Annotated in this window: 18 protein-coding genes; 10 read left to right on the top strand and 8 right to left on the bottom strand. The window is 59.3% G+C overall.

Annotated features, from left to right (window positions below; translation table 11 throughout):
* Nucleotides 1-4: 4 nt before the first annotated feature.
* From tssB to BUE38_RS07305, 3 genes are read right to left on the bottom strand one after another with little or no spacing between them, the layout of a single operon-like run.
* A complete protein-coding gene (gene tssB / locus BUE38_RS07315) occupies nt 5-535 on the bottom strand; it encodes a type VI secretion system contractile sheath small subunit (RefSeq protein WP_073434378.1) in 531 nt (176 codons plus the stop codon).
* A gap of 52 nt (nt 536-587) precedes the next feature.
* Nucleotides 588-1337 (bottom strand): hypothetical protein, encoded by a 750-nt coding sequence (locus BUE38_RS07310; RefSeq protein ID WP_073434377.1) that lies wholly within the window; start codon nt 1335-1337, stop codon nt 588-590.
* A 45-nt stretch (nt 1338-1382) separates the two neighbouring features.
* Entirely contained in the window at nt 1383-1808 is a 426-nt protein-coding gene (locus tag BUE38_RS07305) for a copper resistance protein NlpE N-terminal domain-containing protein (protein ID WP_073434376.1), read from the bottom strand.
* Between the two features lie 904 nt (nt 1809-2712).
* On the opposite strand from BUE38_RS07305, the gene BUE38_RS07300 reads away from it, so the two are divergent.
* From BUE38_RS07300 to BUE38_RS07270, 7 genes are all read left to right on the top strand, one after another.
* Nucleotides 2713-5367, top strand: coding sequence for a nitrate/nitrite transporter (locus tag BUE38_RS07300; RefSeq protein WP_073434375.1), 2655 nt, complete (start codon nt 2713-2715; stop codon nt 5365-5367).
* A 70-nt stretch (nt 5368-5437) separates the two neighbouring features.
* A complete protein-coding gene (locus BUE38_RS07295) occupies nt 5438-9217 on the top strand; it encodes a nitrate reductase subunit alpha (protein WP_073434374.1) in 3780 nt (1259 codons plus the stop codon).
* On the top strand, nt 9214-10770 hold the full coding sequence (gene narH / locus BUE38_RS07290; RefSeq protein ID WP_073434373.1) for a nitrate reductase subunit beta: 1557 nt from the start codon (nt 9214-9216) through the stop codon (nt 10768-10770). The genes BUE38_RS07295 and narH overlap by 4 nt, the downstream gene beginning before the upstream one ends.
* On the top strand, nt 10763-11524 hold the full coding sequence (gene narJ, locus BUE38_RS07285) for a nitrate reductase molybdenum cofactor assembly chaperone (RefSeq protein WP_084541802.1): 762 nt from the start codon (nt 10763-10765) through the stop codon (nt 11522-11524). The genes narH and narJ overlap by 8 nt, the downstream gene beginning before the upstream one ends.
* Nucleotides 11521-12198, top strand: coding sequence for a respiratory nitrate reductase subunit gamma (gene narI / locus BUE38_RS07280; protein ID WP_073434371.1), 678 nt, complete (start codon nt 11521-11523; stop codon nt 12196-12198). Before narJ ends, narI begins: the two co-directional genes overlap by 4 nt.
* A 12-nt stretch (nt 12199-12210) precedes the next feature.
* Nucleotides 12211-13023, top strand: a complete 813-nt coding sequence (locus BUE38_RS07275; protein WP_073434370.1) for a peptidylprolyl isomerase — start codon at nt 12211-12213, stop codon at nt 13021-13023.
* Nucleotides 13024-13075: 52 nt separating this feature from the next.
* On the top strand, nt 13076-13465 hold the full coding sequence (locus BUE38_RS07270) for a SirB2 family protein (RefSeq protein WP_143166228.1): 390 nt from the start codon (nt 13076-13078) through the stop codon (nt 13463-13465).
* Nucleotides 13466-13581: 116 nt separating this feature from the next.
* Here BUE38_RS07270 and BUE38_RS07265 read toward each other — a convergent pair whose 3' ends face one another.
* The gene (locus BUE38_RS07265; RefSeq protein WP_073434369.1) at nt 13582-15606 is read right to left on the bottom strand and encodes an alkyl/aryl-sulfatase; all 2025 of its coding nucleotides are present in this window, start codon (nt 15604-15606) and stop codon (nt 13582-13584) included.
* On the opposite strand from BUE38_RS07265, the gene BUE38_RS23355 reads away from it, so the two are divergent.
* Nucleotides 15605-15739, top strand: a complete 135-nt coding sequence (locus BUE38_RS23355) for a hypothetical protein (RefSeq protein WP_255320740.1) — start codon at nt 15605-15607, stop codon at nt 15737-15739. The two genes, BUE38_RS07265 and BUE38_RS23355, sit on opposite strands and share 2 nt — an antisense overlap.
* A gap of 121 nt (nt 15740-15860) precedes the next feature.
* Here BUE38_RS23355 and BUE38_RS07260 read toward each other — a convergent pair whose 3' ends face one another.
* Together BUE38_RS07260 and BUE38_RS07255 are read right to left on the bottom strand one after the other, a co-directional pair.
* Nucleotides 15861-17831 (bottom strand): DUF1302 domain-containing protein, encoded by a 1971-nt coding sequence (locus tag BUE38_RS07260; protein WP_200802158.1) that lies wholly within the window; start codon nt 17829-17831, stop codon nt 15861-15863.
* Nucleotides 17832-18132: 301 nt separating this feature from the next.
* Nucleotides 18133-19146 carry an AraC family transcriptional regulator gene (locus BUE38_RS07255; RefSeq protein WP_073434368.1) on the bottom strand — a complete coding sequence of 338 codons (1014 nt, stop codon included), beginning with the start codon at nt 19144-19146 and terminating at the stop codon, nt 18133-18135.
* Between the two features lie 304 nt (nt 19147-19450).
* Between BUE38_RS07255 and BUE38_RS07250 the strand changes: the two genes are divergently transcribed.
* Nucleotides 19451-22432, top strand: coding sequence for a LysM peptidoglycan-binding domain-containing protein (locus BUE38_RS07250; protein WP_073434367.1), 2982 nt, complete (start codon nt 19451-19453; stop codon nt 22430-22432).
* A gap of 106 nt (nt 22433-22538) precedes the next feature.
* Here BUE38_RS07250 and BUE38_RS07245 read toward each other — a convergent pair whose 3' ends face one another.
* Nucleotides 22539-24428, bottom strand: coding sequence for an ABC transporter ATP-binding protein (locus BUE38_RS07245; RefSeq protein ID WP_073434366.1), 1890 nt, complete (start codon nt 24426-24428; stop codon nt 22539-22541).
* Between the two features lie 115 nt (nt 24429-24543).
* On the opposite strand from BUE38_RS07245, the gene BUE38_RS22905 reads away from it, so the two are divergent.
* A complete protein-coding gene (locus tag BUE38_RS22905; RefSeq protein ID WP_159438868.1) occupies nt 24544-24690 on the top strand; it encodes a hypothetical protein in 147 nt (48 codons plus the stop codon).
* A gap of 8 nt (nt 24691-24698) precedes the next feature.
* On the opposite strand, the gene BUE38_RS07240 is transcribed toward BUE38_RS22905, so the two are convergent.
* Nucleotides 24699-25886 carry a M24 family metallopeptidase gene (locus BUE38_RS07240; protein ID WP_073434365.1) on the bottom strand — a complete coding sequence of 396 codons (1188 nt, stop codon included), beginning with the start codon at nt 25884-25886 and terminating at the stop codon, nt 24699-24701.
* Nucleotides 25887-25934 lie beyond the last annotated feature (48 nt).

The raw sequence follows: 25934 nt of genomic DNA, 5'->3' as shown, positions 1-25934 counted from the left end.
AGCGTTACTTGTCGTCTTCGTCGCGTACGGCCTGCTCGCGCCCGAACTCTTCGCCCAGCGTCTTGAGCTTCTCGCTGTTCTGCAGGACGTCCATCAGCAGTTCTTCAAGCTTGTCATTACCGCCCATCTTGTTGCGCAGATCGGCAAGCTTGTTGCGCACTTCCAGCAGCTTGCGCAGCGGCTCGACCTGCTTGACGACGTTCTGCGGCTCGAAATCCTCGAGCGCGTCGAAGTTCAGCTCAACCGGCAACTGGGAGCCATCCTTGGACAGGGTGTTGTCGACCCGGTAGGCCAGGCGAGGCTTGTAGCCCTTGAGTACGCTGTTGAAGTTATCGCGATCGATCGCAACGAACTTGCGGTCCTTGAGCTTGGGCGGCGGGCTCAGCGGATTACCGGAGTAATCACCGATCACACCCGCCACAAAAGGCAGCTCCTTCTGCTCCTGGCTGTCGCCAATCTCGACGTCGTAGGTAATGTGAACTCGCGGCGCACGAATTCGTCCCAGTTTATGTTGTGTGCTATCCCTCTCCGCCATGGCGTCGTTTCCTCGTTCGTTGAGTTTTCAAATCCTTGTATGCCCTACCGAGTCAAGCTGCGGCGATGGCCTTCAACAGGCGTTCCCTGATCCCATCTTCCATTGCTTCCACGTCTGCTGCGTCGACCAGTTCCTCGAAACTGTTGTTGCCGGCCACTTCCGTACTGCGGCGAATCAGATCCTCATCGGGAAGATGCGAAGACACCGGTGAGCCGATGACACAGAACGGCAGGTCGCCAAAGTCAGCCAGCTTCTCGAAGCTGACGGGAAAGCGCAGTCCCAGCAGCAGTCGGCCGAGCCCCGGCGCACGCTTGATGCAGTAGAACAACATCAGGTAATGCATGATGAAGCGGAACAATTCAGCGGTACTGCGATTGGGGTCCTTGATGATCTGGCGGAACTGGCTGAGCTCGAAGCCCTTGTAGCCCACCACCCAGCGCACCGGACTGGTCACTCGCACCGGCCGACTGTTGCCACTCAGCGAGATGTCATACTCGTAGGGATACAATTGTGGCGTGGAGCTGAGTACCTCCAGTGGCACGTCCAATTCCTGGATGAGACGGAACGGCGGTGCCCCGGCCGTGGACTCGAACAGCGACTTGAACTCCTTGAAGGCATGCTGTGCTTCACGGCCATTGCCGCGCGGCGCGCCCTGCAGATATTCGCCAAAGATCATCTGCGGCCGTATCAGCAGTCCCAGGGTCCCCAGGTAATCGGCTGCCTGTTCATGCAGGAGGTCTCCGACGACCCGCGTCTGCTTGCGCTGCTTGATGAACGACTCGATGTCGAACGTTCCCTGCATGCTCAAGATCCCTCCCGAAACTCGCTGTTATCCATGAAAAGTCACCTAATGCAGCGGTTCAGCTCGCACGAGTTCGTAGCTGCTGTCGTCTTTCGGCAGTGTCTGGCCGCCGGCCCACCCGAGACGCTTCCCATCATGCTCGACCCGCAGGATGAGCGGTCCGGGCGTGCCATCGAAGCGATAGAACTCGTATTCGCCGTTGGAGCTGAGCTGCCAGTCACCCCAGATGGTTGACGTGAAGTCTCCGCCCACCGCATCAACGTGGGTCTGCTGCAGCACGTACTGCTCGGGACTGCCGTCATCCGTGTCACGTATCAGCGTGAGGTCCGCGCGGATAACGCGACAGTCCTCACAGGGCAACGTGCCGACAAAGCGGGATGTCCGTTCGTAGAGCGCCGTGTCCTGCTGCTCCTCAGTCGAGGCACAGCCCACCAGCAAAAGCCCCAGCATCACCAGAGCCAACCCCCACATGACGGGAGTTTGCTGTGCTGGACGTCTCTTCCTTTGCGTAACATCGAGATATCTTTTGTAAGTTCTAGTTATGTACATTGGCGTCATAAATGTTGGTTAGACACTCCAGCATAGTTCCCTGCACACTGGGCAACTCAGCACACACAAGCGTCGGTTGGGCCGCACCACTTTCCATGCCTGAACGCAAGCTGCCGCACATCATTTTTCCCTTCTTTCGCCCATTCCCGGGCTGATACTGTCGTCCCAAACAGCATTAGCGCCCGCTGACAGGGCGCTAATTACCTGGATGAGTCTACGCAGCTTCCGGGCGAGCATCGCGCCCGCTCATGATACTGACAGCCACATGACGGAAGCTACAGCACTAGAACCACAGTACTAGAATCGCAGCACTATGCGTACACAGAAATCCCCTCATAACAAGGCGTTGACCACGACGGCACAGAGCGTTGCAGGAAATGCAACAGCCGCGTGGGTCAGGCCGTATTCGGTCGTGACTTATATACCGCACAACTTTAATTTGCTGATGCGGTGCAAGTTACCAGATGCGCCTGTCAGGAGACACCGCGTTGCTATCAGGCGACACGTAAGCCATATCTTAATTTTTTGTAAGAGATCTCTTACATTTTAATTAGAATGAGCTAACTCATTGTTACAACTGACATGCTGGCCCTGACAACCGAAAGAAAACTGGTGCCAGAGGAAACGGCATGGTTACGAATATCGATTATTTCGTAGCCACCAATATCTCTACCGTTACATGCATACCTCCTCACAACGCGAGGCCCTGCATTCAACGTAGCCGCCTCTGCAAAACTGCAGAACTGCAGAACTGCGTCTACTCTTCTCCAGGCATCGAAGATCGAACTGTGCAGGAACGCTTACCCGTGCCTCGCGAGGGAATCTGATGGCTGACTCGGATGTGGCTTCTCCCCTGCGGCAAAGAAGAGCTCTGGGCATCTCCACGCTTGCCTTCACACTCTGCTTTGCAGTGTGGACGCTGTTCTCGATACTCGGGATACAGATCAAGGACGACTACGGGCTATCGAACACACAGCTCGGCCTATTGATGGCAACACCTGTACTGACCGGCTCAGTCAGCCGCCTGTTTCTTGGTGTGCTGACCGATCGCTTCGGGGGGCGCTGGGTCTTCAGCCTGTTGATGCTGTTCAGCGCGGCCTGTGTGTACCTTCTGACCTTTGCCAACAGCTACACCATGTTGCTTGTTGGCGCCCTCGGTGTAGGTCTGGCCGGCGGCTCCTTCATCGTCGGGGTCGCCTATACCTCGGCCTGGTATGACAAGGAGCATCAAGGCACCGCCCTGGGTATCTTCGGCGCGGGTAACGTCGGTGCCGCCGTCACCAACTTCTGCGCCCCCTTCCTGCTGCTGGCGATGGGTTGGCAGGGCACAGCGGTGGTCTATGCCAGCGTGCTCGCCATCATGGGCATTGCCTTCCTGCTGCTGGCAGAAAATGATCCTCAGGCAGCACAGCGCAAGGCGGCATCAGTACCGCTTGCTCAGCAGTTGTCGCCACTGACGGATCTACGCGTGTGGCGTTTTTCACTTTATTACTTCTTCGTCTTCGGGGGCTTTGTGGCCCTGGCGCTATGGCTGCCTCACTATTTGATCGAGGTCTACGGCCTGGGGCTGGCCGCTGCGGGCGTCATTGCGGCCCTGTACACCATTCCCGCTTCCCTGTTCCGCATTCTCGGCGGCTGGATGTCCGACCGCTATGGCGCACGCCGGGTAATGTACTGGGCCTTTCTGGCCTCGATTCTGTGTACTTTTCTGCTCAGTTACCCGCCCACCGACTACATCGTCAAGGGAGTGCAGGGCTCAATCACCTTCTCTCTGGCTATGCCATTGGTGGGTTTCATTCTGCTGACCATGGTGCTGGGCTTCTTCATGTCACTGGGCATGGCGGCGGTGTTCAAGCATATCCCGGTCTACTATCCCAACAGCGTTGGTATGGTGGGGGGTGTTGTAGGAATGGTCGGCGGTCTCGGAGGGTTCTTTCTGCCGCTGACCTTCGGCATGCTCAATGATGTGATCGGCATCTGGCAGAGCAGCTTCATGCTGCTGTTCGTGATTGTGGCCGCCGCCCTGGCGTGGATGCACTACGCGATTCTCAAGGCCAACCGCGTCGAGATACGCAACAATAGCGAGTCCACCGATCTTCCCGAGCTTTCCACTCCCTCACGATTCGTCCTGCAGAATTGGCTCCCCGAGGACCCGGTTTTCTGGGAGCAGACAGGATCAAGGATTGCCAGGCGTAACCTGTGGATTTCCATACCCTGCCTGCTGCTGGCCTTTGCGGTGTGGATGGTATGGTCAGTGGTGGTAGCCAAACTGCCTCAGGTCGGCTTCAACTACAGCCCCAATCAGCTGTTCTGGCTGGCCGCTTTACCGGGGCTGTCCGGCGCTACCTTGCGTGCCTTCTACAGTTTCATGGTACCGATCTTCGGTGGCAGACGCTTTACTGCCATTTCCACCGCTTCGTTGCTACTGCCGGCCGCCTGGATCGGCTTTGCGGTGCAGAATCCCGACACCCCCTACCTGGTGATGGCAATACTGGCGCTGTTGTGTGGCTTCGGGGGTGCAAACTTCGCCTCGAGCATGGCCAATATCTCGTTCTTCTACCCCGCCCAGGAGAAAGGCAAGGCGCTGGCCATGAATGCCGGTCTGGGGAATCTCGGGGTTTCAGTCATGCAGTTTCTGGTCCCCGTGGTCATTGCCACTGGTGTGTTTTCCGTCATGACGGGCTCCGGCCAGGTTTCGGAAGGAGGCGGAGAGCTCTGGGTACAGAACGCCGGTTTCATCTGGGTGCCCTTTATTGTCATCGCAACCGTGGCCGCCTGGTTCGGCATGAATGACATCGCCAGTGCCAGGTCATCCTTCAAGGAGCAGGCGGTTATCTTCAAGCGCAAGCACAACTGGCTGATGTGTGTGCTCTACACCGGTACCTTCGGCAGCTTCATTGGCTTCTCGGCTGCCTTTCCCCTGCTGTCTCATACCCAGTTTCCCGAGATTGATGCCTTGCAGTTCGCCTTCCTCGGCCCGTTGGTCGGGGCGCTCAGCCGAGCCTGGAGCGGCGGGTTGGCCGACCGTGTTGGTGGAGCAAGAGTCACCCTGGGAGTGTTTCTGGTGATGATCCTGGGCGTGCTGGGCGTACTGTTATTCCTTGCTGGATCAGGGTCTACCTGGGCCTTCGTTGGCTTCTTTGCATCCTTCATCCTGCTGTTTCTCGCCTCGGGTGTCGGCAATGCCAGCACCAATCAGATGATTCCCGTGATCTTTCGCCATGAAGTACCTCGGCTGATGCCGGGGCTTGGCGAGGACGAGCAACGGATTCATGCCGACAGGGAGTCAGCCGCCACCATCGGCTTCACCTCGGCAATCGGAGCCTATGGCGCCTTCTTCATTCCCAAAGCCTTCGGCAGTTCCATCGACCTGACCGGTAGCGTGGCTACGGCACTGGCCGGCTTCATCGTCTTCTATGCCATCTGCACAGCACTGACGTGGTTCTACTACTGCCGAAAGGGGGCAGAAATCCGGATATAGCGGCGCGAGAACGGCATCAAGACCGTCCAGCCAGGTCGCACCGTGACGCGACCATAAGGAGGAGACAACCATGAGTCATTTTCTCGATCGCCTGAGATATCTCACCAGGCGCCCTCCCCGGTTTGCGGGTGGCCACGGCGAAACTCGTGATGAAACGCGTGACTGGGAAGATGGGTATCGCTCACGCTGGCAGCATGACAAGGTCGTGCGCTCCACCCATGGCGTCAACTGCACCGGATCCTGCAGTTGGAAGATCTACGTCAAGAATGGCCTGGTCACCTGGGAAACCCAACAGACTGACTACCCACGCACCCGAGCCGACCTTCCCAACCATGAGCCACGCGGCTGTCCACGAGGCGCCAGCTATTCCTGGTATCTCTACAGTGCCAACCGACTGAAATATCCGCTGATTCGCCAGCAGTTGGTGAGCCTCTGGCGGCGCGCACTGGATCAACACGGCGATCCAGTGGAAGCCTGGGCATCAATCGTCGAGGATCCAATTCTGGCCAACCAGTACAAGCGTGCCCGCGGCATGGGTGGCTTCGTACGCACCGACTGGGAAGAAGTCCAGACGCTGATCGCCGCCGCCAACGTCTACACCATCAAGGCATTCGGTCCCGACCGCGTCATCGGCTTCTCACCGATTCCCGCCATGTCGATGGTCTCCTATGCCTCTGGTGCTCGCTATCTATCACTGATCGGCGGTGTCTGTCTGTCCTTCTATGACTGGTATTGCGATCTGCCACCAGCGTCACCACAGACCTGGGGTGAACAGACCGACGTGCCGGAATCCGCCGACTGGTACAACTCCGGCTACATCATTGCCTGGGGCTCCAACGTTCCCCAGACCCGCACCCCGGATGCACACTTCTTCACCGAGGTCCGCTACAAGGGCACCAAGACGGTCTCCATCACTCCGGACTATGCCGAGGTCTCCAAACTTACCGACGAATGGTTGTCGGCCAAACAGGGCACCGATGCGGCTCTGGCCATCGCCATGGGGCATGTGATCCTCAAGGAATTCCACCTCGACAAGCCGAGCAGCTACTTCACCGACTACGTCAAACGCTACACCGATATGCCGTTCCTGGTCGAACTGGAGCAGCGTGACGATGGCAACCTGGTGCCCGGCAGGCAACTGCGAGCCTCGGACTTCGAGGCCGGTCTGGGGCAGTCCAATAACCCCGAATGGAAAACCGTGGCCTGGGACGAGCAGCGTGACCAACTGGTCGTCCCCCGGGGCTCGATCGGCTTTCGCTGGGGCGACGACAAGGACGCCAATGGCAAGGGCAAATGGAGCCTCAAGCCATTGGATGCCGATGGCCAGCAGATCAACCTGCGACTGAGCATGATCGATGCCCATGATGAAGTGGCCAGAGTGGCTTTCCCCTACTTCGGCGGCATCGCCCGTGAGCACTTCAACCATGTCGAAGGCAACGAGGTTCTTTATCATCACTTGCCCGCCAGGCGCCTGACGCTGGCGGATGGTCGACAGATTCTGGCAGTCACCGTGTTTGACTTGATGTGCGCCAATTACGGGATCGACCGGGGCCTGACGATCGATGGTCAACCCGGCGAGGATGATGGCGCCACGTCCCTCGACCAGGTACGCCCCTACACGCCAGCCTGGCAGGAGAAGATCACCGGGATCAGTGCCGCCCAGTGCACTCGTATTGCCCGTGAGTTTGCCACCAACGCCGACAAGACCAACGGTCGCAGCATGATCATCGTCGGTGCCGGGATGAACCACTGGTACCACATGGACATGAACTACCGTGGCCTGATCAATATGCTGATCCTGTGCGGTTGTGTCGGTCAGAGTGGTGGTGGTTGGTCACACTATGTCGGCCAGGAAAAACTGCGCCCGCAGACCGGCTGGACCCCTCTGGCCTTCGGTCTCGATTGGCAGCGCCCGCCGCGTCACATGAACGGCACCTCGTTCTTCTACAATCACTCCAGCCAGTGGCGCTACGAGAAGCTGGATATCAGCGAACTACTTTCTCCACTGGCGGATGCTTCGCGTTACTCCGGTAGCCTGATCGACTTCAATGTGCGCGCCGAACGCATGGGCTGGCTGCCCTCCGCTCCGCAACTGAACACCAACCCGCTGCATCTGGCAAAAGCAGCCTCCACCGCAGGCATGGCGACCAGTGACTACGTGGTCTCGCAGCTACGTGAGGGGCGCTTGTCCTTTGCCTCGGAAGATCCCGACAACCCGCAGAACTTTCCGCGCAACCTGTTCATCTGGCGTTCCAACCTGTTGGGCAGTTCCGGCAAGGGTCACGAGTACATGCTCAAGTACCTGCTGGGCACCCGCCACGGTATTCAGGGCAAGGACCTCGGCGCCATGGGCGCGCGAATGCCGGAAGAAGTGACCTGGCGCGAAGAGGCCCCGGAAGGCAAGCTCGATCTGTTGACCACCCTCGACTTCCGCATGTCCACCACCTGCCTGTATTCGGATGTGGTGCTGCCGACGGCCACCTGGTACGAAAAGGACGATCTCAATACCTCGGACATGCACCCCTTCATCCACCCGCTGACCGCGGCTACCGATCCGGCCTGGGAAGCGCGCAGCGACTGGGATATCTACAAGGGCATCGCGAAGAAATTCTCCGAGGTCTGCATCGGCCACCTGGGCGAGGAAACCGACCTGGTGACCCTTCCGCTACAGCATGACAGTCCGTCGGAGCTGGCTCAGCCTGAAGTGCTGGACTGGAAGAAAGGCGAGTGCGAGCCGATCCCCGGCAAGACCATGCCCAGTCTGATCGAGGTCAAGCGCAACTACCCCGAGACTTACGAACGCTTCACCTCGGTTGGACCGCTCCTCGAGAACGTCGGCAACGGCGGCAAGGGCATCAACTGGAAGACCGAGAAGGAAGTCGAACTGCTGCGTGGCCTCAACCACGTCAAGCTCGACGGCCCGGCCAAAGGACAGCCACAACTGGATACCGCCATCGACGCCGCCGAGATGATCCTGTCGCTGGCCCCGGAGACCAACGGTCAGGTGGCGGTGAAGGCCTGGGATGCCCTGTCGAAGATCACCGGACACGATCACACTCACCTCGCTCGCCCCAAGGAAGAGGAGAAGATTCGTTTTCGCGATGTGGTGGCCCAGCCGCGCAAGATCATCTCCAGCCCCACCTGGTCTGGGCTGGAAGATGAGCACGTGTCCTACAATGCCGGTTACACCAACGTCCACGAACTGATTCCGTGGCGAACCGTCACCGGGCGCCAGCAGTTCTATCAGGATCACGCCTGGATGCGCGATTTCGGCGAAAGCCTGCTGGTCTATCGCCCACCCATCGATACCAAGGCGGCCACCAGCCTCAAAGCGCCGAGTAGCAACGGTAACCCAGAGATCGCCCTCAACTTCCTGACGCCGCACCAGAAGTGGGGCATTCACTCTACCTACTCCGACAACCTGCTGATGCAGACCCTGTCGCGAGGTGGCCCCATCGTCTGGCTGTCCGAGGACGATGCTCGTGCCATCGGCGTCGAGGACAACGACTGGATCGAGCTGTACAACGCCAACGGTGCCATCGCCGCGCGTGCGGTGGTCAGTCAGCGCGTCAAGCCCGGTATGGTGATGATGTACCACGCCCAGGAGCGCATCGTGAACGTTCCCGGTTCGGAAGTCACCGGCACCCGCGGTGGTATCCACAACTCGGTCACCCGAGTGTGCCCCAAGCCGACCCACATGATCGGCGGTTACGCCCAGCTATCCTACGGCTTCAACTACTACGGCACCGTGGGCTCCAACCGCGATGAGTTCGTGCTGGTACGTCGCATGAAGCACATCAACTGGCTCGACGGAGAAGGCAACGACAGCGTACAGGAGGCCAGCAAATGAAGATTCGTTCTCAAGTCGGCATGGTCCTCAACCTCGACAAGTGCATCGGCTGCCACACCTGTTCGGTCACCTGCAAGAACGTCTGGACCAGTCGCGAAGGCGTCGAGTACGCCTGGTTCAACAACGTCGAGACCAAGCCGGGCATCGGCTATCCGAAGGAATGGGAGAACCAGCAACGCTGGAAGGGTGGCTGGTTACGTCGCAAGGACGGCAGCATCGAGCCACGTATCGGCGGCAAGTGGCGAGTACTGGCGAATATCTTCGCCAACCCGGATCTGCCGGAGATCGACGACTACTACGAGCCGTTTACCTTCGACTATCAGCACCTCCATCAGGCCAGGCAGGGGGAGCACCAGCCGGTCGCCCGACCGCGTTCACTGGTTTCCGGCCAGCGCATGAACAAGATCGAATGGGGCCCGAACTGGGAAGAACTTCTCGGCACCGAGTTCGCCAAGCGGCGCAAGGATGTCAACTTCGACCAGGTTCAGGCCGACATCTACGGTCAGTTCGAGAACACCTTCATGATGTACCTGCCGCGTCTGTGTGAGCACTGCCTCAACCCGGCGTGCGTGGCCTCCTGCCCCAGCGGTGCCATCTACAAGCGCGAGGAAGACGGCATTGTACTGATCGACCAGGACAAGTGCCGGGGCTGGCGAATGTGTGTCTCCGGCTGTCCGTACAAGAAGATCTACTACAACTGGAAGTCCGGAAAATCCGAGAAGTGCATCTTCTGCTACCCCCGCATCGAAGCCGGCCAACCGACCGTGTGCTCCGAGACCTGTGTCGGACGCATTCGTTACCTCGGCGTGCTGCTCTATGACGCTGACCGCATCGAAGAAGTGGCCGCCAGTGCTGACGAACGCGACCTGTACCAGCGCCAGTGCGAGATATTCCTCGACCCCTTCGATCCCGAGATCATCGCTCAGGCCAGGCAGGATGGCGTCGAGGACAGCGTCATCAAGGCCGCTCAACAATCGCCAGTCTACAAACTGGCCATGGACTGGCAACTGGCCCTGCCGCTGCATCCGGAATACCGCACCCTGCCGATGGTCTGGTATGTGCCGCCGCTGTCGCCGATCCAGTCCGCCGTTGACGCTGGCCATGTCGAGCAAAAGGGCATTCTGCCCGATGTCGAGTCACTGCGGATTCCAGTCAAGTACCTCGCCAACATGCTCACCGCGGGGGACGAAGCACCGGTCATTCTAGCGCTCAAGCGCATGATGGCCATGCGCCACTACATGCGCGGCAAGCATGTCGATGGCGAGCTCGATCATTCCTTGCTTGACGAGGTCGGGCTCAGTGAAGCTCAGGTCGAGGACATGTATCGCTACCTGGCCATCGCCAACTACGAGGATCGCTTCGTGATCCCCACCAGCCACCGCGAGCAGGCCAGAGATGCCTTCCCGGAGCGCGGCGGCTGTGGCTTCACCTTCGGCAATGGCTGCCAGGGCGGCGACAGCGATGCCAGCCTGTTCGGTGGACGCAAGCAGAACAGTACCCTGGTACAGGTCGAGCAATATGACCCGACTGGTGAGGAGGCACGTCATGGCTGATGCGCTGACGTTGGGTATCCGCGCCCTGGCACGGATGCTGGACTACCCGAATGCAGAGCTGGTGGCTGCCACACCGGAGATTCGTGTGGCATTCGAGCGCATGCCCTTGCCCTCCTCAGCCCCACGTCACGAACTGATGGAGTGGACTCGGCAACTGGCAGAGACACCATTACTCGACAACCAGGCCGCCTATGTAGAGCTGTTTGATCGGGGACGGTCCACTTCACTGCTGCTTTTCGAACATGTGCATGGTGAGTCCCGCGATCGCGGCCAGGCCATGGTCGATCTGCTCGGGCAATACGAAGAGGCAGGCTTCAGCCTTGACCGTCGCGAGCTTCCCGATCACCTGCCACTGTTTCTGGAATACCTGTCGACTCAGCCCGGCCACGAGATTGCCCGCTGGCTGGGGGACATCAGCCATATCCTGGCACTGTTGACGGCTCGACTGGAGACACGAAACCGCCATTACTCCCTGATTCCGTTGACATTGCTGTGCCTGATCGGCGAAGAATCACTGATCGATGGCCACCGCGACCAGGCACAGCAGGAGCCGGATGACACCACTCCCGCCGCTCTCGATGCGGTCTGGGAAGAAGAAGCCGTGCGCTTCTCTGCCGATTCCGACCAGGACTGCGCCCTGCAATCCGCCGAGGGGCAACGCATGGCTCAACGCCGCAATGGCGTACAACCGGAAACCATCCGCATCGACGACCTCGGTCGCGCTCCCTCCCAACCTTCAGGAGGTGTGACATGAGTTACCTGCATACCTTGTTGTTTGGCCTCTACCCGTACCTGGCAGGCAGTGTGTTTCTGATCGGCAGCCTGATGCGCTTCGATCACGGTCAGTACACCTGGAAGACCGGTTCTAGCCAGATGCTGTCCTCGAAGCGCATGCGCTGGGCCAGCCCACTGTTCCATGTCGGCATTCTGGTGATCTTCTTCGGCCATCTGGTAGGGCTGCTGACGCCACACTGGATGTATGAACCCTTCATCAGCGCAGGCAACAAACAGATCATGGCTATTCTGGTCGGCGGCATCGCCGGCGTGATGTGTCTGGTCGGCGGCACCATGCTATTGATCCGCCGCCTGACAGACCCACGCGTCAAGGCAACCTCCAGCACCATGGACAACCTGATCCTGCTGCTGCTGGTCCTTCAGGTCGCCCTGGGACTGTTGACGATTCCCGCCGCCATGCAGCACCTTGATGGCGGGGTCATGGTGCGACTGGCGCAATGGGCCCAGGCGATCGTGTTCTTCAAGGGCAATGCCGCCGCTCATCTCGTCGGGCTCAGTTGGATCTACCACGTCCATATCTTCATCGGGCTGACCATTGTGTTGATCTTCCCGTTCACGCGACTGGTGCATGCCTGGAGTGCGCCCCTCGGCTACCTCGGCCGTCGCTACCAGATCGTCAGACGACGCGCCTGAAGGAGTCCCGACATGCAGACCATTCCCGTAGAGAACGTCCCCGGCAGCAACCTGCAGATTCGAGTCGGCGACGGAGTGATCGATGAGGCCGCGGTGGCAGGCGAAATGCAGTTCCATCCTGCCGCTGACCGCGATACCGCAGCCAGGTCGGCGGCCCGAGCACTTGTCATTCAGGAACTGCTGCGCCAGCGTGCCATCACCCTCGGGCTACACAGCGATGGATTCAGTGATCCGGGGGAAAACGACATCGCCCGAATGCTGGAGCAGGAATTGACGGTACCGGAGCCTGATGAGGAGGCCTGTCTGCGTTTCTACCATCATCATCCAGAGCGCTTTTGCGAACCTCCACGATACCGGGTTCGACACATCCTGCTGGCCGCCGCGCCAGACGACGCTGAAGAACGTGACCGCCAATATCGTCAGTCGACCAGACTGATCAAGACCCTGACCCAGCACAAGGAGTACTTTACCGATCTGGCTCAACGATATTCCTCCTGCCCATCACGTGACCAGGGGGGTGACCTGGGATGGCTCAGCCCGGGACAGACCGTCGCCGAACTTGATCGAGCGCTCGCACGCCTGCCGGAGGGGCTGCATGACCGCCCACTGGCATCACGCTACGGCTGGCATGTGGTCCATGTGGATGAACACAGAGAGAAGCGTCCTCTATCCTACAACGCCGTGCAGGAACGGGTAGTTCGCGAGCTGACGGAACAGGCGACCCGTATGGCGCTGCGTCATTACCTGCTGGCACTGGAGGCAGAAATCGGCGTCGAGGGCTTCTCACTGGACGACGATGGCATGGACGGTTCATTGATGCGTTGACGTCAGGCATGTGCCGGGACGTACTGGCGGAAGGACCGACAGGGATGGCTGAGTGACGACAGATTATCTGTTGATCAAACACCTGCACATGACCTTCGCCGGGTTGAGCCTGGCGTTGTTCATGTTGCGTGCCTGGTGGTCGGTACGGGAAGCACCACAGCTGCATGCACGCTGGGTGCGCGTTGTGCCGCACCTTGTCGATTCTGCACTACTGGTGCTGGGCATATCGCTGATGGTGATGCTGCGTTTCTGGCCGCACCAACACCCCTGGCTGGCCGCCAAGTTGATTGGCCTTGTGGCCTACATTCTGGTGGGAACCATCGCCATCAAACGTGGCAGAACACCAGCCATTCGTGGGGCCGCTGCCGTAGTCGCCATACTGATCTTCCTGTACATCATTGGAGCAGCAATACAACATCACCCGCTCTCCTGGCTGGCATGATGGTGCTGCGCAGATCAGCGTAAATACAGAAGCCTCGAGGGTAATTCCACGAGGCTTCTGTTGTTTACCGCTATCTACTGGCGCTCGCCTGAACGGGCGTCATCAATCGGCCGGGATCATTCCTCGCCGTCTTCCCCCGCCGGTACCGCCGAGGTGGCGATGGGGAAGGTCGGAGTGAAGTTGTCCAGCAGCGAGAATAGTTGGCCCAGTACCTGAACATCGCCTTCGGTGGTCACATTACCGGCCTCGATCTCGGCACCCAGGCTGGTCTGCTGCAACAGCACCCTGTTGAGCACGTCCCGGCTCAGGGTCAGGCTGAGATCGGGCTCCTCGGCGCCTTCATCAATGCCATTGCGATAACGCAGTACCGAATTGTCCAGACTCATGCGGAACTCCTGCGGCTCATCACCAGTGAAGTGCCAGTCGATGTCCAGTTCCAGTCCATCGGCCTTCGGGCCATTGAGGCGTACCGCCAGCAGGTCGAAGATCTGCTCGATGGGCAGCACCTGGAGAATATCCGGCGAGGCCGTTGTCACCACACTCGCAGGGTCGAAGCCATTTCTCAGTTCCCGGGCACCGGTCAGGTAGATATTGCGCCACGGAGCGGACTCCGCCTGATAGCCCAGCTGCTCGAAGATATCCGCCTGAAGCTCACGGGCCGTCTGGTTGTCCGGCTGCGCCATCACCAGATGGTTCATCAGCATGGCGCCCCAGCGGTAGTCGCCTTCATCGAAGGCTGCCTGGCCCATTTCCATTACCGCCTCGGCACCGCCCATGGCCTCGACATAACGCTCACCAGCGCTCTGTTCAGGCAGCGGGTCCAGGGTGGCCGGGTTGCCACTCCAGAAGCCAAGGTAACGCTGATAGATACCTTTTACATTGTGCTCGATGGTGCCGTAGTAACCGCGGTTGAACCACTCGTTGGCGAGGCTGTCAGGGATTTCGATGGCTTCGGCGATCTCGTCACGCTTGTAGCCCAGGTTAGCCAACCTCAGCGTCTGATCGTGGAGATACTTGAGCATATCGCGCTGCTTCTCGATGTAGTCATGCACCTCTTCCTGTCCCCAGCGCGGCCAGTAATGCGAGGTCAGCACCACATCGGTACGATCACCGAAATGCTGCAATACCTCATCCAGCGCTCCGGACCAGACCAGAGCGTCGCGAATCTTCGCCCCGCGAGGCGTGAGAATGTTGTGCAATGAAGCATTGAGAATCTCCGCGGCCAGCAACGCACGCTGCTCCGGGAAGTAGAACACCATCTCCGCATCGGCCTCGGTGCCCGGCGCCATCAGAAACTCGATATCGACACCATCGACCGTCAAGGTCTGGCCGGTCTCGGTGATCTCCTCGGTCGGCTCGATAAAGGTAAAGGTCCCGTTGGAGACTCCCTTGCCCAGGCCCGCATCCACTTGCTGCTGAGCATTGCGCGGCAGCCCGAAGCCGAACATGTACTGGGAACGCCGACTCATCACATTACCCAGCAATACCGACTCGCTGGCGACATGGTCAGTAATATGCTCCGGCCCGATGACACGGACATCTCCTGCCGCCACCTGTTCCCGAGAGACGACGCCTCTCACTCCGGCAAAGTGATCGGCATGGGAGTGCGTATAGATAACCGCAGTGACCGGACGCTCGCCCAGTTCACTATTGACCAGTTCCATCGCGGCCCTTGAAGGTTCCGCCGTGGTCAAGGGGTCGATGACGATCCAGCCGGTATCGCCACGCACGACTGTCATGGTAGCGAGATCAAAGCCGCGGACCTGATAGATGCCATCCGTGACCTCGTACAGGCCCGGAGTGTTGTTGAGCTGTGCCAGACGCCACAGACTGGGGTTCACGGTATCCGGCGCATCCCCCTGCAGAAATTCCTGATACACAGATACATCCCATACCACCCTGCCATCGGCATCCTTGACCACCAGATCCGGGGTGGCCTTGATCAGCCCACGTTGAGCATCCTCGAAGTCACTGCGATCGGCAAAATCCAACTCCTCGAGTACTGCCGCATTGGCCGCTTGAGTGGCGGCAGTAGCCGATTTCGGCGTAATGGCCTCGTTGTACTCAGCCCAGCACAAGCTGCTGCTGCCCAGGGCGATCGCCGCAGTCAGCACCGAAGCAGCAAAGGGAAGTCGAGTCATGGCGTTTCCTCGTCGTTATGGTTGTCGTTACCGGGTATTGGGCATGCTGTTGCTGTTCTGGCTGTTGCTGTTCTGGCTGTTGCTGTTCTGGCTGTTGCTGTTCTGGCTGTTGCAGTTCTGGCTGTTGCAGTAGAAGTAATGCATGCACCGCGATGTGAATCGGCCGGCCTCGACGGCGAACTGTCGGACCAGCACTCGTTATGCGTCATCAATATTGGTGGCCAATGCGGTATGTCGCCTTATCGCGCCCCGGCTCAGAATTTCAAGCCAGCCGCCGCCGTGATGAAGTCAAAATCCGTATCGGCATAATCCGTGTTGCCGCTGCCTGCCCACAGGACTTCAGCAAAGTAGCGATCCTGATATTCGGCCTTGAGCCCTGCACTGCCCAACAGCCGGTCCTCGACGAAGTTGGCATCATAGGACCAGCCAGAGACGTCATGTCCGAACATGACATAGGGCGTTAGCGTCAGGCCCGGCACGACATCGGGATAGATCAACTGACCGCGCAGGCGATACCCCCAGGAGAAATCGCTTGCATAACCATCACTGGAACATCCACGTCCGGTGTAATCCGCGTTGGGTGTGCCGATGGCACAACCAATCTCGCTGCCCTGCGCCAGATCGGTTCCGAATCGGTCGCCCTTGGTATAACGGCGGTCCTCAAGATCTGCCAGGTCATGGACGTACTTCATGCCGACCTCGCCCACCAGCACCAGCGCCTTGGAGCCGAGTACGTTGGGTATCGGCTGAATGGCGCCGAAAGCCAGTTGCGAGACGTCATAGCGGTCGTAGCCATTGAAGGTGTCTCCCGGCGCAGTTGATCTGGCCCCATCGGCCAACGTGATGTCTTCACCGATGGCATTGGAAAGCAGCTCCGGGTCCCGGGCGAAGGCGGCGATCAGGTCAGAGGTGGCCAGTTGCAGCGGCTGATCATGGCGGAAGCTGTATTCACCAAAGACCTGAGTGGCCTGACCAAACCTGGTGTGGAAACCCAGCCCGAATATCTGAATATCCTCGGGATAGTCAGCGAAGTACTTCGCATTGAGGTCCGGGTCGTAACTCGAGTCTGTCGGTGGCCGCCAGCCTGGCGAGAGGCCATTGTCGTCCGGGCTGGTATACCCCCCCGAAATGACGCTGGCATAAGGCCGACGCGAGTGGATATTCATGGCATAGGCAGTTATCGCGGTGTCTTCATTGGGATGATATCCGAGACTCAATCCGAACTGCCCCATGTCACTCGGCGTATTGTCACCCGCTCGCTCGATCATCAAGTCATTGTGATAGCCGTAGGGATCATTCACGTCACTGGGTACAGCCCCACTGCCGATGACAGCCCCGCTACATCCTCCCGCCACATAGTCGTGGGTACTGAACGCCGTACCACAACCATCGAGCACGGTGCTGTCCCAATCCAACTGATAGAAGGCCCCCATCTGCCACTTGTTGGTCAGTTCGAATTCCGCGCTGAGCAACGTTGTCGGCAGACGCAGATTGTCGCCCGGCATGCGCAGTGCCGCCGGACGATAGGGGTTGATGGTATTGATGCCATTGACGAAGAACTTGCTCTCTCCCCAGGGCAGATACTGGTCGCCCAGAGTCACCATCAAGTCATGATCGGCCACATCGAAGTTGCCGTAGACGTAGGCCTCGGTGAAAGTCGCGCCCTTGAATCGTGACTCCCGATCGTAGTTGCTGTCGTCCAGAGGCTCGTTGCTGGCATAGCCATTGGCGAGGCTGCCGAAGGGCACTTCGTGATGTTCCTGATAGAGGTCGTACCAGGCCTTGCCGGCAATACGCGCCCCGACGTTGCGGTACTCCAGATCAAGCTGAGTCGTGAAGATGATAGGTGTCGAGGTCAACTCACGATCCGCGTAGTTGATACGCCCATCATCATTGTTGCGTCCTCCAATGGGGTTATAACCGCTGCCGTTCAAGCCGGCTGCGTCCGCATTCCCCTCGAAGACAAAAGCCTCGTCGGCGGACTCGGTACTCCATATCGCCCCGGCGCTCAATGAGCCCGAAAGCGTCGCCTCGACTTCACCGAAATTTCGCTCAATGGCATCAGCGGGAGACGCTGCCATCAGCAGGCAGGAAGGGAGCAACCAGGGGCAGACGCCACCACTGAATTTTCGCGAAACCGTTATCCGATCTCCGTCGGATTCCTGAAATTGGGCATGAGAGAGCCCGCGCGCACGAGGTGCGTGCGCGGATTGGAGCAAATGCATGGTCTGGTCCTCAAGCGTGTCGTCGTTCTTTTTGCCGCTCGGACATCTCCACCACAGATTCAGTGGGCAGGAGGCCTTCCGGGAGGCGCTGTCGTCAGCAGGACCGCATGCCTAACAGAGCAGGGAACAGGTATCGGGCGGTAACCTGGATTCTTGCCTTTCAAGTACTGTCTGCTGATCTGTGGTCATGGCATGCCACCTATAGTTGTTCTTTGTTGGTTGTCGTTTGCTTGTGGTGTCCAAGCAGAATAGAGAACTCACTGCGGCAAACATTGACCCGTCATGCATCTAATTTGACAGATCACGCAAAACCAGCGTTTTCCGTCTTATGCTTTCGTCGCCACTGGGTAGGACTCAGGCCAGTGACGCGCTTGAAACTTCTCGTCAAGGCACTCAACTGACTGTAGCCAAGCAACTCGGCAATCTCGCTCAGGCTGAGGTCGGTATCGAGCAGGTAGGCCTGCGCTGCCTTCATGCGAGCCCTGTCGAGCAATTGCTGGAAGCTCAGGCCGCGCTGGGCGAGCCGTGCCTGCAGTGTTCGTGCCGACACCGCCAGCGCACCGGCGACATCGTCCAGTTTCACCTGATCCAGCGGCAGCAGGTTGGTGATGATCCACTCCACCTTGTCCTCGATATCATTCCATTGATGGTGACGCATCAATGAATTGATCAGACGGCGCAACATCGGACTTCCCCCGGAGATGGGTTGCTCCAGACAGCTGCGATCAAAGACCAGCGCACTGTCTCTGTTGTTGAAGCACAACGGCGCCTGCAGCAGACGCGTGTAGGGCTCCACATCGACGGGCTCATCACCGACCAGATAGACCGCGCGCAACTTGATCGACTCGCCATACAGAAAGGAGATGATGTTGTAGGCCACCATCAGTGTGTGGTCGCTGTGCTGACGTGACGGTTGCGTCTGGCCATCCACTCGGTAGGTAAAGTGATAGAACGCCTGATCCTCGGTTTCGGCCAGACGTACCTCCAGTCCCTGAACATGGCGACCGATCTGCTCCGCGATGATGGTGAGTGCCTCGCGCATGGTCTCGCACTGCTGTATCAGCAGTCCCACGAGACCCAGGGTGGAGATATTCTGATGGCGGCCAAGCAACAAGCCGAAATGACGACATCCCGTGACGCGGGCCGCCAGTTCCAGCAGGTCGATCTTGGTCAAGACGGGAATCAGTCGATCCGGACGATCGAGGTAATCCGGAGGTAACCCCAGATCCGCGAGCAGGTGCCGGGCTTCGACCTTGCACTCGGCCAGCAGTGCAACATAGCCGGTCAGGGCGGCAACGCGAACCATCTGCTGCATCCAGCTCTACTCCATTGCTCTCAAGAAATTGCTCTTCAGAAATTGGTGTTCAGAAATCGGTATTCAGAGTCAGTGTGGGCAGTATACCCAACCGCTACCATCGACAAATTCCCGATTTGAGTACCAAGGCATCCCCTTCACACACTCTATGCTCGGCCTGGCACACGAGGAGGCCTTGCCGTTCCTTGGGTGTTTCATCAGTGCTTCATAAGAGGTTCATGGATTATTCATTGAAAATTCACCCACTCGCGCCAGGTCCGCCCCTAGGCTCGAACCTTCTCATCAGTACGCAAGAGTGGGCACCATGTCATACCGAATCGATATCGAGACCCTGCGGCGGTACAGTGCCGATGGCATGACCTCAACCGCCTTGAGCCAGGCCCAGCAGCAACGTTTCGAGAATGCCGTCGAGAGTGCGCTCGACTCGCGGGAAGACGCGGGCGGCCCGGGCGAACTGGATGCCGGCGAAGAACGCATCTTTGTCGTCGAGGAAGGTGACAGCCTGTTCGAGATCGCCGAAGAGCTGAATGTCGACTTCAATGAGCTTCTCGAGCTCAACCAGCGCGATGACCTGTCGGCACCCGATCAGATCGATGTCGGCGATGTGGTGTTCGTTCCCCACACGTCCCCGGAAGAAGCGGCCACTTCGCCACGTGATGCACAGGGTATCCCCGAGGGAGAGTCGGATTTCGTACAGAGTCTCCGCGAACAGGGCAATAACCTCGAATATGCCGATGACCCTTCGGCGGTTGATATGGATGCCGAGGTCGGGGAACTGGCCAGCGATGTGCAGACCTATGTCAGCCACCTCCCCCCGGAAGAGCAACAGGCAGCCCTGCAGCGCCTGTATGATCACGACTGGGTTGATGCCGGTCCGGCTCAGATGGCCATTGAGCAGGCCGCGGAGGAGCTCAACCTCGACCTGGGCGAAACCAGTCATGGCGGGCCCGAAGTGGAGAATGAGGCCCGGGAGATCATCGCTGACGCCCAGGCCGAGAGTGACCCGGAGCAGGCGCTCCAGATGCTGGAGGAGGCCTATGACAATGCCTCTCCTGCCGTGCAGTCCGCGCTGGATCGTTCCAGTGAGGTTCGCGAGATTGCCGAGAACAGTGCCTCCGACTTCATCGCCGAGGCCCAGGCCGCTGATGACCCAGCCGAAGCCCTGCACATCTACGAAGAGGGTTACAGCAATGCCTCCGAGCGGGTCCAGGCGGCTCTGGATCGCTCCAGCGATGGTCAGGCGATCATTGATGAGGCCGTCGAGTGGGCCGCCGAGCCGATCCTGGAGGAAGGCAACGACAATGAAATGCCGGCAGCCCGGACCCTGCAGGCCATGGAACGTCTGGAGACCCTGACCGAGGACCTACCACCGGAGTTCGCCGGCGAGGTAGTGGACGCCATGCTCCCGCAGCTCGAGCAGGCGCAACAGAACTTCAGGGATGAAGGGTACGCCGGTGTAGAGATCGGCTATAGCGGCACCATGATCCTCAACGGCATCCTCGACCGGATTGCAGGAACAGAGAAGGGTGACGCGGCGGTGGAACAGGTAGTCGACATGAGTCTGTTCGACATGAATGGCCTGCGCGCAGCCATGAATCAGGCCGTCTCTGAAGGAAACAGGATTCCTGCCATCGCTATTGAGCTTGCCTCCCGGGAAGGCGTCATGGACGGCTTCCGGGAGGAAGTCATTGGCACCGCCGAGCGGTTCCGCGATCAAACCATCGGGGACCAGTCCGAGGCCTATTACGAACACCTCCAGGAACTGGGCTACCTGATTGATACCGGTGGCTCCGCCATGACGCCCGAGCAGATGGAGGCCGCCATTGAGGATTACATCGAGTCTCAGGGTGATGAATGGAGCACCGAACTGGAAGGCATGCGCGAAGACCTGGCCGACAGTGGCACAACCCTGCTGGAGCACATCCAGCAATTGCAGAGCCTACCTGACGGGATACGTTCGGATTATCAAGAACGCATCGATGGTCTGATCGATGATCCCAATGCTCGGTTGGCCGTGTCCACGGCGCTGCAGGAGAATCCCGAGCTGGTGCGTGGAGAAGCTGGCGATGCACTGGTAGAGACATTCAACGAACTGGGTATCAGCGGTGACGATCCTCTTGCCGCCACCCTGGTCGGTGCCTACCTCAACGAGAATGTGCTGAGCTCTGCGGCGGATCTAGACTTCACCGATGCCGACGCCATGGCCGACGCCCGCCAGAGCATCGAAGAAGCACTGAGCGACAAGCCTCAGCTGGCAGAGCTGATGGGCGTCTCGACCAGCGACCTCAACGAGATAGCCACAATGCTCAGTGGCGTCCTTCCCAGCGAGCCGCTGGAGGGAAGCAATGAATTCGGTCGGGTCAACGGTATCCTGCGCAATCTCAACAACACCCTCGACCAGATCGATGGCAAGTTCGTGCGCAACAGCAATATCCCCTTCAGCACGACTTTCCGCACAACCGCATTCGCCATCGTGGGGTCCGGGCTGATCAATGCCGGGCACAACTTCCTCGAAGACCCCAATCTGCGTAATTCCGCCGAGTTCGGCGTGGCGCTCTCTCGAGTCGGCGTTGACAGCGCCCAGCTGGTGGCCGCCTATCGCAATGTCACCGACACCGGCACCGTGGGCAACCTCAAGGCAGCCGGCAGATTCGTGCATATCATGGGCGCCACTCTGGCAGGTGCCGATGCCGTCGCGCGCTTCCAGGAAGGAGACTACCTCGGTGCCGGGCTGAACGCCGCGGTCGCCGGCGGTGTCAGCATGGCACTGTTGTTCGGCTCCACCAGTTGGGGTGGCCCGGTGGGCTTCGGTATCGCTACGGCCGCGTCACTGGGTCTGTATATCCAGGAATCGCTGAAGGAGACGCCCTACGAAACCCAGACCACCGCCAACTTCCTGACCCATGCCGGATTCAGCGAGGAAGCCGCAGAGGTACTGATCGAGCGCAGCGAAGATGGCTACAACGCCGTGCCGCTACTGATGCGCTATGGCGAACTGCATGGGCTCACCCCGGAGCAGACGGTGGAGTGGATCAACTCGATTCCCCAGGGAGAGAACGGCGAAGTCATGCTCGGTGCATTGCGTGACAACCTGCTCAATACCCTCGACCAGCACCTCGAGGATGGTGATGTCAGCCAGTTCAATGAGCATATTGATGAAGGGTATGAGCTGATATCACCGTCACTGGGTCAGTCACGTGCCGGCGAGCTCGCCCCCAGGTCCGTTGCCGAACTGGATCACATTCTGCCTCAGCTCGACATCGAGTCACCACAGGCCTATGCCTGAAGCTGAAACAACGCCCGGCAAACCGCTTCCCGGCTACAGAAGAACCGCCATACAAGGCGGTTCTTCTGTCTCATTTCGCAGTACTCATTTCTCAGCACCTCGGAACTCACGGCGTCACCTCCTCCCTGGGGGATGATTCATGCGGCTCGACCGAGGCATCGACGCCGAGGAAGCCACCGGATTGCCGCCGCCACAGCCCCGCATACAGGCCATCCTGAGCCAACAGCTGCTCATGACTGCCGGTCTCTACGATGCGCCCTTCATCGATCACCACCAGGCGGTCGAGCATGGCGATGGTCGACAGGCGATGGGCAATGGCAATGACCGACTTGCCTTCCATCAGAGTGTAGAGTTGCTCCTGGATAGCGGCCTCCACTTCGGAATCCAGCGCCGAGGTTGCCTCGTCGAGTACCAGAATCGGCGCGTTCTTGAGCAGTACCCGAGCGATGGCAATACGCTGCCGCTGTCCACCGGACAGCTTCACCCCACGCTCACCGACATGCGCATCCAGACCACGCCGCCCCTGAGGATCGACCAGTTCCTCGAGGAAACTATCGGCATGAGCCTGACGCACTGCCTGCCAGATGGCTTCCTCACTGGCATCCGGGCTGCCGTAACGAATGTTGTCACGCACCGAACGGTGCAGCAGTGAAGTGTCCTGGGTGACCATGCCGATATGATGACGCAAGGACTCCTGGGTGACACCGGCAATGTCCTGACCATCGATGCGAATCGCACCACCTTCCAGGTCATAGAAGCGCAGCAACAGGTTGGCAAGGGTTGACTTGCCGGCCCCGGAGCGGCCGATGATACCGACCTTCTCGCCCGGCGCGATGATCAGGTCAAGCCCGTCAAAGACGCGCCGTGCCTCGCCTGTCGGCAGGTCGTAGCCAAAACGCAGGGCATCGAAATGGATCTTGCCAAGGGGCACGACGAGCTCCCCAGCGTCCGGTGCATCCAGTACTTCCGGTGTGCGAGCGATGGTATTGATGCCATCCTGCACGGTACCGATATTCTCGAACAGGCTGGCTACTTCCCACAGAATCCAGTCGGACATGAAGCGAATACGCATCACCAGACCAATCGCCACGGCAATCACACCCAGCGAGACCGCTTCCAGGTACCAGGCACCCACTGCCATTGCCCCAATGCCGACCAACAACATGGAATTGAGCAGGGTCAGGCTCACTGACAACTTTGTCGCCAGACGCATCTGATCGTGCACCGTGACCATGAACGCCTCCATGGCATCGCGGGCATAGTCCTGCTCACGATGGGTGTCGGCGAACAGTTTTATGGTCTGGATATTGCTGTAGCTGTCCACCACGCGACCAGTCATTCGCGCACGGGCATCCGCCTGAGCCATCGAGACATTGCGCAACCGGGGCACAAACACGCGCATGATGGCAATATAGCCCGCCAACCACAGTACCAGCGGCGCCATCAGCCAGGGCTCAGCGCTGCCCAGCAGCAGCATGGCGCCAGTGAAATAGACAGCCACATAGACCAGCAGGTCCATCAATTTCATGACCGTCTCACGCACCGCCAGTGCCGTCTGCATGACCTTCTGCGACACCCGTCCGGCGAATTCGTCCTGGAAGAAGGACATGCTCTGGCGCAGCATGTGACGGTGTGCCAGCCAGCGACCGAGCATCGGATAGTTGCCGAAAATTCCCTGGTGGGTCAGCAGCGACTGCAGCAGTACCAGCAACGGCAACCCGATCAGCACCAGCAGTCCCATACCCGCCAGACGCCAGCCATGCTCATCGAGAAACCCTTCGCGCTCGGCGCTGGAAAGCCAGTCAACCAACTCCCCCATGTAGTGGAAGAACACCACCTCGGTAGCCGAGACCAGTGCCGTGGCCAGTGACATGGCAAGCAGCAGACCCGCCACCGGACGCGAGAAATGAATGATGAAGGGCAGCAACCCTCGTGGCGGTACCTTCGGCTCCCCCTCGGGATAGGGGTTTACCAGGTTCTCGAAGTAACGGAACATATCAGTACTCTCTGGTATATCGGGGTGACGTGTCCGTGCACGATAATTCCTCAAGTTAACTTCAGGTCAAGAGATATTAACCCGGCATGCTTTCATGTTGGGTTAATGGCGGCACATGGACGTGCCGCCGTCGGCCATCAGGCCGACGCGAGACCACACCAGCAGATCCGTGCATCTGCGCCAGTGTGGTGCGGACGACAATCAAATCGATCAGGATGAGCTATTTGATTGCCATGTTAATAATCATGCAATCGCCCCATGAGATCGCGGCTATTGCACCGACATCAGGCGCCAGTCATTGTCGGTCAATGCCACCCCACCACTGGGTGTCACGCGCACGGTGTCACTCAGACCAACGCCCCATTGCCCGGGCAGGCGCAGACACAGCGGCAGATGGAACACCATATCGGCTTCGAATTCGCGCAACTGACCGCGGGCGATGAACCCCGTGCCCTCGACCCAACTCGGTGGAAACTGGGCGCCCACGGCGTAACCGAACACGCCCGAGAAGAATACCTGCTCCGCATGCGGTGCCAGGATCATCTCGGCGGCACGCGCCGCATCATCGAAGGTGTTTCCCGGTCGCATGGCCTCACACAACGTTTCTCCCAGTCTCCGGCACAGCTCCGCGATTCGTTCCATCTCACCAGAAGGACGACCTGCCACAGCAGTGCGCATCATCGGTGCCGTATAGCGCTGGTATGCCGAGCCAAATTCCAGGAACACCGGCTCATCCGCTGCGATCAACTGGCGCTTGTGGTTGACGTGAATGGTACCGACACGTCGGCCACTGGTGACGATGGGCTGCAGACTCATGAATTCGCTGCCTTCCGCCAGCATGGCGCGAGCGCCTTCCGCGGCGACATCATTGTCGGTAATACCCGGTTTGATGATCGCCATGGCCGAGCGGAGTCCACTGGACGTGATCCGAGCACTCTCGCGCAGACACTCCAGCTCAGCAGTGCTCTTGACGATACGCAACCGGTCGAGCAGCTCACCGCCATCGTTGCGGAAGCGCTCCCTACCCAGCCGCAACTGCAATTCACCGAACACACCGTGACGCAGCCCGGCACTGAAGGCATCCACGCCAATGACCGGGTGTGGCACCAGAATGTCGGCCAGCGGTTCGATCACCTCATCGATGCATTCCCAGCGATAGCCAATGATCTCGTCGACGACCGCGGTGACCACCGCCGGCCCGGTCTCGATGGAAGGTACCTGCAGCACCAGTCTTTCGGCCGTGACCACCAGACAGGCATGCACCGAGACCTCAAAGGTGTGATAGCCGGTCAGGTAGTAGAGGTCAGCGGGATCCGTGAGCAGCAGAGCGTCGAACCCGTGCGCCTGCATCGAGCGACGCAAGGCTCGACGACGTGCCATGAATTCCGCCTCGGGAAAGGGCAGCTCACTCCCTCCGAGTACACTGGCGAGAGCGTGCTGATAGGCATGATGATCCATGACAGACCTCCTTGCGAAAGAGGCTCCGGAGGGCCCCCGGAAGCCTTG

The organism is Halomonas cupida (assembly GCF_900142755.1).
Lineage (GTDB): Bacteria > Pseudomonadota > Gammaproteobacteria > Pseudomonadales > Halomonadaceae > Halomonas > Halomonas cupida.
The sequence above is the reverse complement of the archived record's forward strand: the minus strand, read 5'-3'. Positions and strand labels throughout refer to the sequence as shown.